Annotated in this window: 13 protein-coding genes; 7 read left to right on the top strand and 6 right to left on the bottom strand. The window is 42.3% G+C overall.

All coding sequences use genetic code 11. The features are described 5' to 3' along the window. Positions 1–14 precede the first annotated feature (14 nt). The 4 genes from AB9K32_RS15225 (at position 15) to AB9K32_RS15210 (ending at position 4972) form a co-directional block, all read left to right on the top strand. Positions 15–2075 carry a TonB-dependent receptor family protein gene (locus AB9K32_RS15225; protein ID WP_369885662.1) on the top strand — a complete coding sequence of 687 codons (2061 nt, stop codon included), beginning with the start codon at positions 15–17 and terminating at the stop codon, positions 2073–2075. Between the two features lie 10 nt (positions 2076–2085). Continuing rightward, on the top strand, positions 2086–2568 hold the full coding sequence (locus tag AB9K32_RS15220; RefSeq protein WP_369885661.1) for a GyrI-like domain-containing protein: 483 nt from the start codon (positions 2086–2088) through the stop codon (positions 2566–2568). A gap of 112 nt (positions 2569–2680) precedes the next feature. Next, entirely contained in the window at positions 2681–3193 is a 513-nt protein-coding gene (locus AB9K32_RS15215) for a DUF3124 domain-containing protein (protein ID WP_224836192.1), read from the top strand. Positions 3194–3304: 111 nt separating this feature from the next. Beyond that, positions 3305–4972, top strand: a complete 1668-nt coding sequence (locus AB9K32_RS15210; RefSeq protein WP_369885659.1) for a formate--tetrahydrofolate ligase — start codon at positions 3305–3307, stop codon at positions 4970–4972. A 3-nt stretch (positions 4973–4975) separates the two neighbouring features. Here the strand turns inward: AB9K32_RS15210 and AB9K32_RS15205 are convergent, their stop codons facing one another. Together AB9K32_RS15205 and AB9K32_RS15200 are read right to left on the bottom strand one after the other, a co-directional pair. Next, positions 4976–6517, bottom strand: a complete 1542-nt coding sequence (locus tag AB9K32_RS15205) for a glycine--tRNA ligase (protein WP_224836190.1) — start codon at positions 6515–6517, stop codon at positions 4976–4978. A gap of 36 nt (positions 6518–6553) precedes the next feature. Further along, positions 6554–7492 (bottom strand): hypothetical protein, encoded by a 939-nt coding sequence (locus AB9K32_RS15200; protein WP_313777769.1) that lies wholly within the window; start codon positions 7490–7492, stop codon positions 6554–6556. Between the two features lie 8 nt (positions 7493–7500). Between AB9K32_RS15200 and AB9K32_RS15195 the strand changes: the two genes are divergently transcribed. Beyond that, entirely contained in the window at positions 7501–8196 is a 696-nt protein-coding gene (locus AB9K32_RS15195; RefSeq protein ID WP_224836189.1) for a ComF family protein, read from the top strand. Positions 8197–8242: 46 nt separating this feature from the next. Further along, positions 8243–9880, top strand: coding sequence for an Ig-like domain-containing protein (locus AB9K32_RS15190; RefSeq protein WP_338197092.1), 1638 nt, complete (start codon positions 8243–8245; stop codon positions 9878–9880). Here the strand turns inward: AB9K32_RS15190 and AB9K32_RS15185 are convergent. The 3 genes from AB9K32_RS15185 to katG all read right to left on the bottom strand — a co-directional run bounded on the left by AB9K32_RS15185 (position 9864) and on the right by katG (position 13425). Continuing rightward, a complete protein-coding gene (locus tag AB9K32_RS15185; protein ID WP_338197095.1) occupies positions 9864–10640 on the bottom strand; it encodes a nitrilase family protein in 777 nt (258 codons plus the stop codon). The genes AB9K32_RS15190 and AB9K32_RS15185 overlap by 17 nt on opposite strands. Then, the gene (locus tag AB9K32_RS15180; RefSeq protein ID WP_338197098.1) at positions 10641–11123 is read right to left on the bottom strand and encodes an ankyrin repeat domain-containing protein; all 483 of its coding nucleotides are present in this window, start codon (positions 11121–11123) and stop codon (positions 10641–10643) included. It abuts the gene before it with no gap. Between the two features lie 82 nt (positions 11124–11205). Then, complete coding sequence (gene katG, locus AB9K32_RS15175; RefSeq protein ID WP_369885657.1) at positions 11206–13425, bottom strand: catalase/peroxidase HPI; 2220 nt, start codon at positions 13423–13425, stop codon at positions 11206–11208. A gap of 233 nt (positions 13426–13658) precedes the next feature. Here katG and AB9K32_RS15170 point away from each other — a divergent pair, with 233 nt between their 5' ends. Then, positions 13659–14189 carry a hypothetical protein gene (locus tag AB9K32_RS15170; protein ID WP_369885656.1) on the top strand — a complete coding sequence of 177 codons (531 nt, stop codon included), beginning with the start codon at positions 13659–13661 and terminating at the stop codon, positions 14187–14189. Positions 14190–14194: 5 nt separating this feature from the next. Here the strand turns inward: AB9K32_RS15170 and AB9K32_RS15165 are convergent, their stop codons facing one another. Further along, positions 14195–15559 (bottom strand): DUF5689 domain-containing protein, encoded by a 1365-nt coding sequence (locus tag AB9K32_RS15165; RefSeq protein ID WP_369885655.1) that lies wholly within the window; start codon positions 15557–15559, stop codon positions 14195–14197. Positions 15560–15566 lie beyond the last annotated feature (7 nt).

Raw genomic sequence — 15566 nt, 5'->3', positions numbered from 1 at the left:
AACATTTGTTTCCAATGAGAGTCTTTGTTTCCCTATTATGTGTATCACTGCCCTTACTTTTACTGGGCCAGATTTCTCCAAAAGACTCCATAACCCAATTGGATGAAATTATTCTAGTCCAGAACGCCGTTCCAAAAAAAGCCACGGGAATCACTCCTTCTTCAAAAATTGACGGTCAAACCTTTGAGCGTTTCAACCCCACGGACATCCCTTCTGCTATCAATCAGATTTCGGGCGTTTATATTTTATCGGGAGCCATCAACACCAACCGCATAACAGTTCGAGGCATTGGAGCAAGGACACCATACGGAACCAATAAACTACGCATGTACTTTAATGGAATCCCTGTAACCAATGGTACCGGCTCTTCTACCATTGAAGCTTTCGACTTTGAAAACCTGGGTGCCATAGAGATCATAAAAGGACCTAAAGGCACTGCGCATGGCTCCAATCTTGGCGGAGCTTTTATTTTGGACACCAAAGCGTCCATTGAAAATAAGACGCAATTGACCAATACGTTTTCGGTCGGCTCGTATAACATGGTAAAGGACAACCTAACATTTTCGCATGCAGAAGATGGTCTTAAACTAAGTTTAAGCTATAATCATTTGGAAACCGATGGGTTTCGCCAGAACAATGAATTTGAGCGTGATGGATTTTTGCTGAACACACAATTCCGAACGGGAAGAAACAGTAGTTTGTCCTTTTTAATGAACTATATTGATTACACGGCCCATATTCCAAGCTCCATTAACCAAACGGATTTTGATGAGGACCCTACCCGTGCTGCATCAAACTGGCTGGCCGCAAAAGGATATGAAGCTAACAAATATATACTTACCGGCCTATCTTACACGCATCGGTTTTCACAGCAGCTTCAGAACACAACCAGTATTTTTTATTCCTATTTGGACAATTACGAACCAAGGCCATTCAATATTTTGGACGAATTCACCAATGGGTTTGGTTTTAGAACCGTTTTTGAAGGCGATCTTGGCAAGGTTCAATTTACTTTTGGAAGTGAATTCTATAAAGATGAATACCACTGGGGCACGTATCAAAATTTATATGAGGAAAACAATGGCAATGGCAGTTTACAGGGAACTCAACTTAATGACAATATAGAATTCCGTCGACAATTCAACCTTTTTGGAACGCTTACCTATCCCATTACCTCTGCATTTTTGGTACAGGCCGGTCTCAACTTGAACAAAACCCATTACAACTATAGGGATTTGTTCAACCAAGGAGCGGAAAACGCATCGGCAGAGCGTGATTTTGATGCTATTTTACTTCCAAACCTTGGACTCAACTACCAATTAAAAAATGGAAAGATCTATGCGAACATTAGTCGGGGTTTTTCCAATCCCAGTTTGGAAGAAACATTGACTCCCGAAGGCGTCATCAACCCGGATATTGCACAAGAAACAGGTATAAATTATGAGTTGGGAAGTGAGTGGTCGCTGTTTGAAAAGAGACTTACGGCCAACATTGTCCTGTATCGAATGAACGTAAAAAACCTTTTGGTGGCCCAACGTGTTGGTGAAGACCAATATATTGGCAGAAATGCGGGAGAGACCCGCCATCAAGGGTTGGAACTGGACCTGCAGTATCAAGGCAAACTGTCTCGGTCCCTCACCTTTTCTCCTTATCTCAGCTATACTTTGAACGATCATAGTTTTTTGGATTTTGTGGACAACGACAACGATTATTCTGGAAATCCGCTCACGGGAGTCCGTAAAAATCGCTTAAGTTCGGGTATCGATTTTCGCCATTCCAATGGATTGCTGCTCCATCTTACCCATCAGTTTGTAGACGAAATTCCTTTAACGGATGCCAATACGATCAAAAGCGATTCCTTTAACGTATTCCATATGAAGTTGGGATTCCGCACTTCACTTTCACAGAACATCAGTTTGGGACTGAACGCAGGAGTCAACAATATTTTTGACACCAATTATGCTCAATCCATACTGATCAATGCGACTGGTTTTGGCGGGTCGCAACCAAGATACTTTTACCCGGGAAATGGTCGGAATTTATTTGGAGGGATACAATTAAACTATGTTTTTTAATATTTGATGCATGACACCTAGAATCGTAACCTTGCCGACCACATTTTTGATTGGCCAAAAAACGACAACATCTTTGGTCAGCGATAAGACCAGGGAACTTTGGCAAAGCTTCTCCCCAAGAAAAAAGGAAATTAAAAATCTGGCAAATCCAAATTTATATTCCGTAGAAATCTATCCAGGTCCGGAATACTTTCAGCATTTTGACCCAACTATGGAGTTTGAAAAGTGGGCGGCCGTTGCCGTATCGGATTTTGATGAAATCCCGGAAGGCATGGATGTGCTAACCATCCCTTCGGGAGAATACGCTGTGTTTCACTACAGAGGAAAACCAAGTGAAGTCATGGAAACATTCAAGTGCATTTATGGCGAGTGGTTCCCAACTTCTGGATTCACTATCGATCGTAGACCCCACTTTGCAGTAATGGGGAGTAAATACAAAGGAGAACATCCAGATTCCGAAGAAGATTTCTGGATACCGATCAAGAATACATAAAAAGATCATTGGAATTAATCCCAACAACAAAATTCAGTTAGACTAAAAAGGATGAAGGCAACAACAAATAGTATAGAATCCTTATCTTAGTTTTCCAATCTGCAATTAAATAATGAGGAAACTTGTTCCGTTTTTACTATTGCTTCTATTTTTTTCTTGCAACGAGCAGGCAAAAAAAGACGTGAGCTCAATCGACCCCGTTAATTGGAACAACCGTATTGCTTCTATATCCGCTAAAGATTCTTTATTGAACGGAACTTCCTACCTCTCCGTGTATTCCCAAATCTATAGCGAAACAGAGCATCGCACTCACAACCTTACGAGCACTATAAGCATGCGGAACACAAACCTACAGGACACCATTTACATCAAAAAAGCAGAATATTTTGATACCAAGGGCAATCCTATCCGAACGTATTTTGATGAGCCCATCTATATAAAGCCCATGGAAACCGTAGAGATCGTGATTGATGAGAAAGACCAATCGGGCGGAACCGGTGCCAATTTCCTTTTTCAATGGTCCATAAAACCCAATGCCCACGAACCCTATTTTGAGGGAGTGATGATATCCACATCCGGACAACAAGGGCTATCTTTCACCACCCAAGGACGACGCGTGGAATAAGGTTCACAGAGCTATCAAACTCCATCATAGTTTTACTGCATCAATTATAGTATATTGTATGTGATTTGCAGGCAAATCGCACACGATTCGTTTGCGCTTAACCCATTAATTATGTCCGACTTACAAATTGCCAAAGGTGTTTCTTTAAAACACATTTCCACCATTGCCGAAAAATTTGGAATCGATTCCGATGAAATTGAAATGTTCGGGAAATACAAGGCCAAACTACCGCTAAAGGCCATTAATAGGACCAAAGCCCAAAACAGTAACCTTATTTTGGTTTCGGCCATTTCCCCGACCCCTGCGGGCGAGGGAAAAACCACTATGTCCATTGGGCTTTCCGAAGGCTTGAACCGCTTGGGCAAAAAAACGACCGTGGTTCTACGGGAGCCTTCTTTAGGTCCTGTTTTTGGCATAAAAGGAGGCGCAACTGGGGGCGGTTATTCCCAAGTTTTACCCATGGAGGACATCAACCTACATTTTACCGGTGATTTTGCAGCCATTGAAAAAGCGCACAATCTATTATCGGCAGTTATCGACAACAATATTCAAAGCAAGACCAACTCTGTACGATTGGATCCCAGGACCATAGGTTGGAAAAGGGTTATGGACATGAACGATCGTTCCCTCCGGCACATTATTGTAGGCTTGGGCGGTACAACTTCTGGTGTACCCCGCGAAACAGGTTTTGATATTACCGCCGCTTCCGAAATTATGGCCATACTCTGCTTGGCCGAAAGCCTTAGCGACCTAAAAAAACGCTTGGGCAATATTTTTGTGGGCTACACCTTCGACAAAAAACCGATCTACGCCAAAGATTTGAAGGCAGAAGGCGCCATGGCTGCTTTATTAAAAGATGCCATAAAACCCAACTTGGTTCAGACCATAGAGGGAAATCCCGCCATTATTCACGGTGGGCCTTTTGCGAACATTGCTCAAGGCACCAATTCTGTAATCGCCACTTTAATGGGCATGTCGCATTCCGATTACACGGTAACCGAAGCTGGATTTGGTTTTGACCTTGGTGCCGAAAAATTCTTCGATATTAAATGCCAGAGTGCCGGCTTAACACCAAAAGCCGTAGTGCTCACTACAACTATTCGCGCGCTAAAATATCATGGGGGAGCAGATTTAAAAACCTTGACAGAACCCAATGTGGAAGCTTTAAAAAAAGGACTTCCGAATTTGGAAAAACACTTGGAGAACATAGCCAAGTTCAAGGTAATCCCTGTTATATCCATAAATAAGTTTGTATCCGACACAGATGAGGAGATTGCCGTGATCAAAGAATTGGCCAATTCCAAAGGAATCCGCGTAGCCGTTGCGAATGTTTGGGCCAAAGGCGGTGAAGGTGCAGAAGAGTTGGCCAAAGCAGTAATCGATATTGTAGAGTCCAACGATTCTAATTTTGCACCATTATATAATTGGAAATCCAGTGTAAAAGATAAAATCGCGACCATTGCCACCGAAATTTACGGTGCCGAGTATGTGGATTACACGGCCAAAGCCAAAGCCGACCTCAGAAAAATTTCTGATCTTGGATTGGATCGGCTACCCGTTTGCATTGCAAAAACCCAAAAATCTTTATCGGATAATCCCAAACTATTGGGCAGACCAAAAGACTTTATCATCACGGTGCGGGAAATAGAAATTGCCGTTGGTGCAGGTTTCTTGATCCCGATTACCGGAAATATTATGCGAATGCCCGGTTTACCCGCTCATCCAGCTTCCGAAGGAATGGATATTAACGATGATGGTGAAATTACCGGATTGTTCTAGATCTTAAATCTTTTGCAACCAATAACGCATATCCACCTCTTTGGAAATGATTTCTTTCACCTCCGAAAGTTTTACACGGTTTTGCTCCATGGTGTCCCTATGCCTAATGGTTACCGTATCATCTTCCAATGTTTGATGATCAACGGTAACACAAAACGGTGTTCCTGCCGCGTCTTGGCGACGGTAGCGACGGCCTACGGCATCCTTTTCGTCATAATCCACATTGAAGTCCCATTTCAATTCGTCCACCAATTTCTGGGCGACTTCGGGAAGTCCATCCCTTTTCAATAATGGGAGTACGGCGACCTTGTTCGGGGCCAGAACGGCCGGAATTTTAAGTACCGTACGTGTGGACCCGTTTTCCAATTCCTCCTCTTGCAAGGAGTTGGAGAACACCGCCAAGAACATACGATCCAACCCTATGGAAGTTTCCAACACATATGGAGTGTAGCTCTGGTTTTCTTCGTGGTCGAAATATTGTAGTTTTTTACCTGAATATTCTTCATGTTTCCCCAGATCAAAATCGGTACGGGAATGGATTCCCTCCAATTCCTTGAATCCGAATGGGAACTTGAACTCGATATCGGCCGCGGCATCTGCGTAGTGTGCCAATTTTTCGTGGTCGTGGAAACGATAATTGTCTTCTCCCATGCCTAGGGAGAGGTGCCATTTCATGCGTTTTTCCTTCCAAGCTTCGTACCACTCCATTTGGGTGCCCGGTTTTATAAAGAACTGCATTTCCATCTGTTCGAATTCCCTCATCCGGAAAATAAACTGACGCGCTACGATCTCGTTACGGAAAGCTTTTCCTGTTTGGGCTATCCCGAACGGGATTTTCATTCTTCCAGTTTTCTGTACGTTCAAAAAATTGACAAAGATTCCTTGTGCAGTTTCTGGACGAAGGTACAGATCCATCGCGCTATCGGCAGAAGCGCCCAACTTGGTTCCGAACATCAAATTGAACTGCTTTACATCCGTCCAATTTTTAGATCCGGACAATGGACAGGCAATTTCGAGCTCTTCGATCAGTGCTTTTACATCGGCTAAATCTTCCTTTTCCAAAGACTGACCCATTCTTTTTAAAATGGAATCGGCTTTTTCTTGATAGCCCAAAACTCGATTGTTGGTGGCAAGGAATTGTTCTTTGTCAAAGCTATCGCCAAATCGTTTGGCGGCCTTGGTCACTTCTTTCTCGATCTTGGCCTCTATTTTGGCGACATAGTCCTCGATAAGGACATCGGCACGATATCTTTTTTTGGAATCTTTATTATCAATCAACGGATCGTTGAAGGCATCCACGTGGCCCGAGGCTTTCCAAGTGGTAGGGTGCATAAATATGGCAGCATCGATGCCCACAATGTTCTCATTGAGCTGCACCATGGCTTTCCACCAATATTCGCGAATATTCTTTTTTAGCTCCGCACCGTTCTGACCGTAGTCGTAAACAGCACTAAGTCCATCATAAATTTCACTGGATTGGAATACGTACCCATATTCCTTTGCGTGTGAGATTACCTTCTTAAAAACGTCTTCTTGATTTGCCATTGGGCAAAAATAGAATTTTACCCAAAAAGAAATAAGCTATTTCAACTGAAATTCGGTGGAAGCCAACAATCTTTCGTCCTCAAATACATTAAGTGTGTAAATTCCCTCTTCCAAAGAACCTTCCGGAACGGTAATGGCATCGCAGATACTGATCTCTTTTCCGGTATATACGATTTCCACCTTTTTACTATAGGTATTCCCACTTACCGAAATGGTATTCGCGTTGTCCTCGACAACCCTCATGTTGGGGTCCAAAAATTGAAGGTAGAGTACTTTAATATCGCCTCTGGAACTTGCATCGCTCAGAATGGTAACGCAACCACGTAATTTTTCGATTACGGAAGCCTTATTGGTTTTGATAGGTCTTCCTGCCCTTAACCTAAATCCGCTACCTTCTGCATCTTGCAGCTTTAAATAGCTTTTTATTCGGAGTTCCCGGGTTAGCTCTTTATTGGTTTCCCTGAGCAGGGATTCGGTTTGTTGCATGCTACTTGCCCTGCCACGGAGTTCTTCCAATTGCTTTATGGTCTCGTCGTACTTACTGGCCAACAAGCTATTGTTGTACCTAAGAAAATTATTCTTGAGCTTGAGGCTGTCAAAACGTAGCTCCAACTTTCTTAGCTCTTTTCGGGTTTCCTTTAATTTGGTAATGCTAAAATTTAAGCGTCCCACAGAATCCAAAAGTTGCTGAACCCTAAAGCGCGAGGTTTGGAGCTCGATTTCGTTAACCTCGTTTAAACCCGACAAACGATCCACCTCGGCCCGCATCAACGTCAAATCCTTTACCAAAAGTGACTTTTCTTCTTCTAAATAAATCATTTGGTTCTTGGACTGAGCGTAACTGTAATAAAAGGCTATTAGAATCCCCACGATTACCGCTACCAGAGCGGCAAAAATAATTTTGTAATTGAAATTGTTATCTTGGGAGTTCATGGGGTTGACAATCTGCTCTAAAACATATATAAGTTTTGACACCAAAAAGGTTGGCTAAGATAATAAACGAGATTAACACCATCCTATTGCCAAGGGCATGTTTTGGATGTAATGCGCAATTATTTACCGAAGAGCATATTTTGTGTGCAGTTTGTCGACATGATGTGCCACTCACCGATCATAACTATCTGGAAGAAAATGAAGTGGACCGCATATTTTATGGTAGAGTTCCCATAAAAAAGGCTGCTTCGTTCGTATTTTTCTCAAAAAATGGACCTATAAAAAATTTACTGCATTGGCTCAAGTATAAAAACCAAGAACAAATTGGTGGTTTTTTTGGGGATTGGTGCGGCTCGCTTTTACAGCTACAGGAAGAACTTGATGATATTGAGGTTGTGATCCCTGTTCCCTTACATAACAAAAAACTTAAAAAGCGCGGGTACAACCAAGTTGCGCTATTTGCCCGAACAATTGCAGAACGACTTGGTGTTGTTTACTGCGATGATTGGCTGATCAAGGTAAAAAACACAAAAACACAGACCAAAAAAGGTAGGCAGTGGCGCTGGGAAAGTTCCAAAGATGCCTTTCGCCTAGATTCGTCCAAAAAGTACACCTATAAAAAAATATTGCTGGTCGACGATGTGATCACTACAGGGGCCACAATAGAATCCTGTGCCCAAACTCTTCTCCAACAACCGGGTATGGAAATTTCGGTATTGAGTATTGCTGTTGTTCCTGAGGGTTAAAATTTATTAATGTGACACACCAGTTTTTAAATAAGTTGTTTCTTTGTTGCACATTATTTTAGGCATGGTGCACTTAAAAAAACTGTTCGGACTCCTTTTCTTTGCTTTTATGACCTTGGCACTTTGGCAATGTGCCAAACGTGGTTCTCCGAGCGGCGGTCCAAAAGATGTAACCCCACCTAAACTTACCCGTACGGAACCAGAGAATTTTAGCACTAATTTCAAGGAAAAGAAAATTCGACTTTATTTTGATGAATTGATCAAGCTTCAAGATGTACAGAATCAATTAGTGGTATCTCCTCCATTTAAACATGCTGCGGAGATAAAGCCCCAAGGCACCCCCAGCAAGTTTATAGAGGTTACCATAAAGGATACACTTCGTGAAAATACGACGTACACCATCAATTTTGGGCAAAGTATCCAAGACAATAACGAAGGAAACCCCAATAGTTTTTTGAGCTACGTATTCTCTACAGGGGACTATATTGATTCCTTGACCTTATCCGGAGCGGTAAAAGATGCCGTAAACAGAAAAGCCGATGAATTTATCAGTGTTGTCCTCTACGAAATGGACAGTACCTATACCGATTCCACTATTTACAAAGAACCTCCTTTGTACATTACCAACACCGGTGATAGTTTGCCGCTCTTTGAATTAAGAAACCTAAAGGCCGGAAAATATGCCCTTTTTGGTTTAAAAGATGTAAACAAGAACAATATGTTCGATCAGGCCCAGGACAAAATTGGGTTTATCGAGGATACCATTACTATTCCGACCGATTCAATCTATTTGCTAAACCTATTCAAGGAAGAATTAAATTATAAAGCTTCGGTACCCAGTTTGGTGGCCAAGAACAAAATAATATTCGGGTATCAAGGCAATCAAACGGATATGGACATCAGTACTATTACTGCTCTTCCCGATTCCGTGAGCACAACTATTTTGAAAGAGCGGGACAAGGATACTTTAAATTTTTGGCTGACACCGACCGAGTTGGATTCCATTGTTTTTCTGGTAAAAAACGACAAGGTCGAGGTTATCGACACCTTTACGGTAAAAATGCGCGACCTCGCCATAGATTCGTTAAAACTTTCTACTTCGGTAAACGGGAAAATTAATTTCGAGGATACTTTTAGCATTTTGGCCAATACGCCCTTGGTTACTCTGGACACCACACAAGTCTCCCTAAATGTAAGCGATTCTATTCCTGCCCCGTACAGTGCCGCTTTGGACACCATAAAAAACAAAATTGATTTTGATTTTAAAACAGAACCCAATCAAAATTATACGTTTACATTGTTGCCCGGGGCCATCACCGATTTCTTCGGGATACAGAACGACACCCTCTCATATAACCTTTCTACCGGTAGTTTTGCCGATTATGGAAATCTGCGCATGGTACTGGGAGGAGACGTAAACTATCCTGTAATTGTTCAGCTCACCAACGAAAAAGGAGAAATTCAGCGAGAGATTTTGGCGCGCGAATCACAAATTTTCGAGTTCAACAACTTGCAACCTGGAAATTATGTTGCCAGAGTAATTTTGGATGAGAATGGCAATGGCAAAATGGATACGGGGAATTTTCTTAAAAAAATCCAACCGGAAAGGGTAAGTTATTATCCCGGAACTATTGAGATCAGAGCTAATTGGGAAAAAGAAGAAACTTTTATTTTATCAAATTAAAAGTGTCCCTGTCTTCCAAAAATTTTAATTTATTTCTTGTATTTTCAATGTGTTCCTTATGCAGTTTGGCATAAAGAATTTCTTCATTTCTCGAGAATACCAACGGTTCGCCGAGTACGTTATAAATTGCCGAATGTCCAGGATATTCAAAACCCAACTCATCGATTCCGCTCCGATTGACCCCGATACTATAGGACATATTCTCTATGGCTCTTGCCTTTAAAAGTGTATCCCAGGCATTAATTCTTTTTTTTGGCCAGTTTGCAACATAAATGAGTATATCGTAGTTTTCGGTGTTCCTTGCCCAAACAGGAAACCGAAGATCATAACATATCATAGGACATATTTTAAATCCTTTGTACTCAAATATCAATTTTTGGTTTCCCGCTTTATAAACCTCATTTTCTCCCGCCAAGGTAAATGTGTGCCTTTTATTATAGGTGTACATTTCCTGATCTGGGGAAACAAAGAACAAACGGTTGTAAAATGCATCTTCTTCCCGATACACAATGCTTCCCATAACCGCCGCATTATTGTTTTGAGCAATAGTATGCATCCATTGTACAGTAATTTCGCTTTCTTCCTTTGCTATGACATCCGGATTCATGGTAAACCCGGTAGTGAACATTTCTGGCAGTACGATCAAATCCACATCATGCGAAATACCTGCTATTTTATCCTCGAACATTTTTCTATTGGCTTCGGGTTTTTCCCAATGCAGATAGGTTTGGATCAATGCGAGGTTCAATGTGGGATACATCTAATATTTTTTTAGGAGTTTCTGCATTTCGGTGATGCCTTGTTCCAACACATGATCCATGGCTGTTTTACCCCTTGCATCCTTTACTGTGACATCTGCGCCATTTTTAAGCAATAGTTCCGCCATATCTTTCCGGTTAAAGGTAACCGCATAAATTAGGCAGGTAGCTCCCATCGCATTCTTTACATTTACACTGGCCCCTGCATTGATCAGAGTTTCTGCAATACCTGTATATCCTTTAAAGCAAACTCCCATTAGAGCGGTGTTTCCGGAACCGTCCAAAGCATCGACTTTGGCCCCTTTGTTCAGCAAGGACCGAACAATATCGCTATGTCCATAATACGCAGCCAAAAGCAATGGTGTTGATCCACGTTGATCTTGTGTTTCCAAGAGTACTGGATCGGTCTGCAATAGGCCTTCCACTCCTTGGAGATTTCCATTTCTTATATGGTTGAAGAGTTCTTCCTTCCTATTTTTAGTCATGCTGAAAGTTATAAAAAAACTGCCACAACCGTATGGGTCATGGCAGTATTGAAATTGATTTTCTTTTTCTGTTTATTATGTTTTAATTCAAATCAAATCGGTCTAAGTTCATCACCTTTGTCCATGCAGCCACAAAATCTTTTATGAATTTTGTTTTTGACCCGGACTCGGCATAAACCTCTGCTATTGCTCGTAAAATGGAGTTTGATCCAAATACCAAATCCACACGGGTACCCGACCATTTAAACTCACCGGTTTTTCGGTCAACGCCCTCGTATAATGATTTTTCTTCGTTGGCAGCTTTCCATTCCGTAGACATATCGAGAAGATTCACAAAGAAATCGTTGCTCAACACTCCAATATTCTCGGTAAAAACCCCGTGTCTCGACCCATCAAAATTGGCTCCAAGTACGCGCAAACCTCCAACAAGGGCGGTCATTTCCGGTACGGTAAGTGTCAACAATTGAGCTTTGTCCACCAATAAATGTTCTGCGGGAACTTTAACCCCATCCACCACATAGTTTCTAAATCCATCATAAGGCGTGTTCAAAAAGTCCACTGATTCTATTTCGGTCTGCTCTTGTTTTGCATCGTTACGACCTGGAGTAAACGGTACTTTGGTAGAAACACCAGCGTCCTCGGCTGCTTTTTCTATAGCGGCACTACCCCCCAAGACGATCATATCTGCAAGTGAGATTTTTTTTCCGCCACCTGCATTCTTGTTGAATTCATCTTTGATTCCCTCCAAAACCTGTATGGTTTTATCGGTTCCTTTGTTTACTTCCCAGCTTTTCATAGGTTCCAAATTGATGCGGGCGCCGTTGGCTCCCCCACGTTTATCACCTCCTCGAAAAGTAGCTGCCGATGACCAAGCCGTATAGACCAAATCGGATACTGAGAGATCGGAATCCAATATCTTCGTTTTCAACAATGCCACATCGGCATCATCGACCAAAGCATAGTCCACAGCGGGAATTGGGTCTTGCCAAATTAATTCTTCTTTGGGCACTTCTGGTCCAAGGTATCGGGAAACCGGTCCCATATCTCGGTGTGTCAGTTTAAACCACGCTCGGGCATAAGCCTCGGCAAAGGCCTGTGGGTCGTTGTAGAATTTTCGTGAAATCTTCTCATATGCAGGATCAAAACGCAAGGACAGGTCCGTTGTCAACATAGTGGGTTTTCTATTGGGGCCTCCAAAAGGATCAGGAATAATGGCCTCGGCATTTGCCGCTACCCATTGGTGAGCACCGGCAGGGCTTTTGGTCAGTTCCCAATCATACTCGAACAAGAATTTGAAGAAATCGTTGCTCCACTGTACAGGGGTAGATGTCCAAATTACTTCCAACCCAGAAGTAAAGGCGTCTGGACCTTTTCCTGAACCGTTCTTATTTTCCCAGCCAAAGCCTTGCGATGCTAAATCTGCTGCTTCTGGGTCTGCATCCATATCCACTTTTGCGCCATCACCATTACCGTGTGTTTTACCTATGGTATGCCCACCGGCAATCAATGCCACGGTCTCTTCGTCGTTCATTGCCATTCGCTCAAACGTCTCTCGGATGTCGTGTGCGGCAGCTACTGGATCGGGATTGCCATCCGGACCTTCTGGATTTACGTAGATCAATCCCATTTGTACTGCGGCCAATGGATTTTCTATTTCTCGCTCCTCTTTATTATGTTGGTAGCGACTGTTCGGGGCATCACTCAATGCCAACCATTCAGTTTCGTTCCCCCAGTAAACATCTTGGTCCGGTTCCCATACATCTTCTCGACCTCCGGCAAAACCAAAGGTGCGGAAACCTGTGGATTCCAAGGCGACGTTCCCTGCTAATATCATAAGGTCCGCCCACGATATTTTCTGACCGTATTTTTGTTTAATGGGCCATAACAAGCGTCGAGCCTTGTCCAAACTCACGTTGTCGGGCCAGGAGTTCAATGGAGCAAATCTTTGTTGCCCTCGGCCTCCTCCTCCACGTCCATCTTGCACTCTATAGGTTCCGGCACTATGCCATGCCATTCGAATAAACAAACCGGCATAACTGCCAAAGTCGGCAGGCCACCAATCCTGTGAATCGGTCATAAGATCTTTTAGATCTTTTTTGAGAGCTGAATAGTCCAGCTTCTTAAATTCTTCGGCGTAATTAAAATCTTTTCCATGTGGGTTCGATTTTTCCGAGTGTTGGCTCAAAAGTTCCAACCTTAATCGATTAGGCCACCAATCTTCATTCTGCGTACCTCCACCGGCAACTTCACTTAAAAAAGGACATTGACTTGCATCTGCCCCATTAGCCATTTCTTTACTCATGATGATATTGTTTTTTAAAGGTTTTTCGGATTACTAAAATTACAAAAAGTAGATCTCTAATCATAGACGTTTGATATTAAAATACTATTAAATCATAACTGTTCTCTATCCTTATTGATTCATTATATGTAAAGTTTAGCTCATATGCTTTTCTTAACAATTATTGTGAAAGTCTTTCCTGTAAACGACTTACGCGTTTTCTACCTTTGAATTGAATACAAAAAACAACAGATATGAAAAAAATAAAATCAGTGATCGTTGTGGCCTTGATGTTAATTGGAACAAGTGCCATAGCCCAGAACAGTAAGGACAGAAAGATTATGGCCGATGCGGAGAGGGCCAAAACAACCCTATTGGAAACAAGTCCTGCTTTGGACCAGTTTTTTGAAGAATCCGCAGGTTACGTTATTTTTCCTAATGTTGGAAAAGGAGGATTTATTATTGGCGGGGCATCGGGCAATGGTGTGGTCTATGAAGACGGTGATGCCGTGGGCATGGCAAATCTTAAAAAATTGAATATCGGGCTACAGGCTGGTGGACAGGCTATTATTGAAGTTATTTTCTTTGAAACCGAAGTGGACCTACAACGTTTTAAAACCGAGAAGTTCCAGTTTGCGGCAGAAACTTCTGCTGTGGCCCTAAAATCCGGAATTGCCTTTGAGGCCAAATACAAAGACGGTGTAGCCGTTTTTGCACTTCCCAAAGCGGGTCTTATGGCAGATTCATCGGTCGGTGGACAAAAATTTAAGTATACGGCTTTCTAAACAATTTACTCCCTAATCCCCGGGGAAAAATCCTCGGGGGCATTTTGGGGCGTTTTGATGGTTCCTGCATCTCCCGAATCGTTAAAAATGGTCCATTCACCAAAGGTGAAGATGGGACTGCCCTTCAAAATATCGGAATCACGAACGGCGCGCCCATCTTCAAACTCATGATCAGTGCCTGTTCCATCCTCTCCAATTACTCCGAACACATCTATTACCTCGCCAAAAGGATCAACCAATTCCAGATTATCATCCCCGTTGGAGTCTGCCGGGCTATTGGTGGACACGCCCAAGTCTGGTGCAAAGCCGTAAACCAGCTCAAATTCTTCCGCATTGGGCGAAATGACCAAAGTACTTTCCGGACCAATAACAAATCCCGACAAATCAATAGTGGAGCTAACTTCTGTATTATCGTTAGTGTATCGTCGGAGTGTCCACAGGTTTAAATCCAATGGTTCCAAAGCGGAATTGTACAGTTCTACAAACCGAGCTTTTGAATTATTGTCGGGGTCTGCCAATTCGGAAATAAATATTTGATCAGAGGTGAACTCTGTAATAATTTCTGGGCAACGCTCTTCGGTAAAATTTACATCTTCCAAAGTTCGAACAAACAATTGCGGTACATCTCCATCCTTTGTCAAAATAGCTGTAAGCGTCCCGTTATTTTCAGGTAAAGATTCGGCTTGGAAGTCGGCATACCCACTATTCACGAGCATAACCTCATTTTCGTCACAATCCTGTATGGTTCGTTCCGTCTCTTCTTCTGCAATGGCGTAGGTTTCCCCAAAAATTTCATCAGCAAATTCAACACTTTGCAATTGTACTACTATGTTTGATGGCAGGCTGTTCATTTCGGGAATGGTTGTGACCACAGGATCTACAATTCCGCCACCGTCACACGACACAAAAAGGTGATCCAATACTTTTCCAGAAGGTATCCTCCCGATGGAAATGTTTCCAAATGAAGAAAAAACACTGCCTATTCGGATATTGTTGCCCTTTTTGCTCAAATAAAGACCTTTTAATTTTACATATACTTTACTCCCTAATGGGAATTTTAAATGCGATTCCCTCAAATCCATTTCCAATTGAATTCCTTTGGACGGATTGCTCAATGCATCTTGCAGATAAAGCTCTCCGAAAAAGTTCCCAGCCCGGTCAGATGAAATCACGTAGCCTTCCAAAATCAAATCCTCTTGAATTTGGACTACCTCTTCTTGCACCAACGAATCCAAGTCTTCAAAGGAGATGTTGGCGGCCATATCGGTCTCATAATTACTGCCAATTTCATCAAATTCCCTTCCATCAACACAACATAAAAGAGTCATTGATCCAATAACAATAATGGTTTTAAACAGTACATTTTTCATAAGTAGG

This window comes from Allomuricauda sp. XS_ASV26, assembly GCF_041224615.1.
Classification (GTDB): domain Bacteria; phylum Bacteroidota; class Bacteroidia; order Flavobacteriales; family Flavobacteriaceae; genus Flagellimonas; species Flagellimonas alginolytica.
The sequence above is the reverse complement of the archived record's forward strand: the minus strand, read 5'-3'. Positions and strand labels throughout refer to the sequence as shown.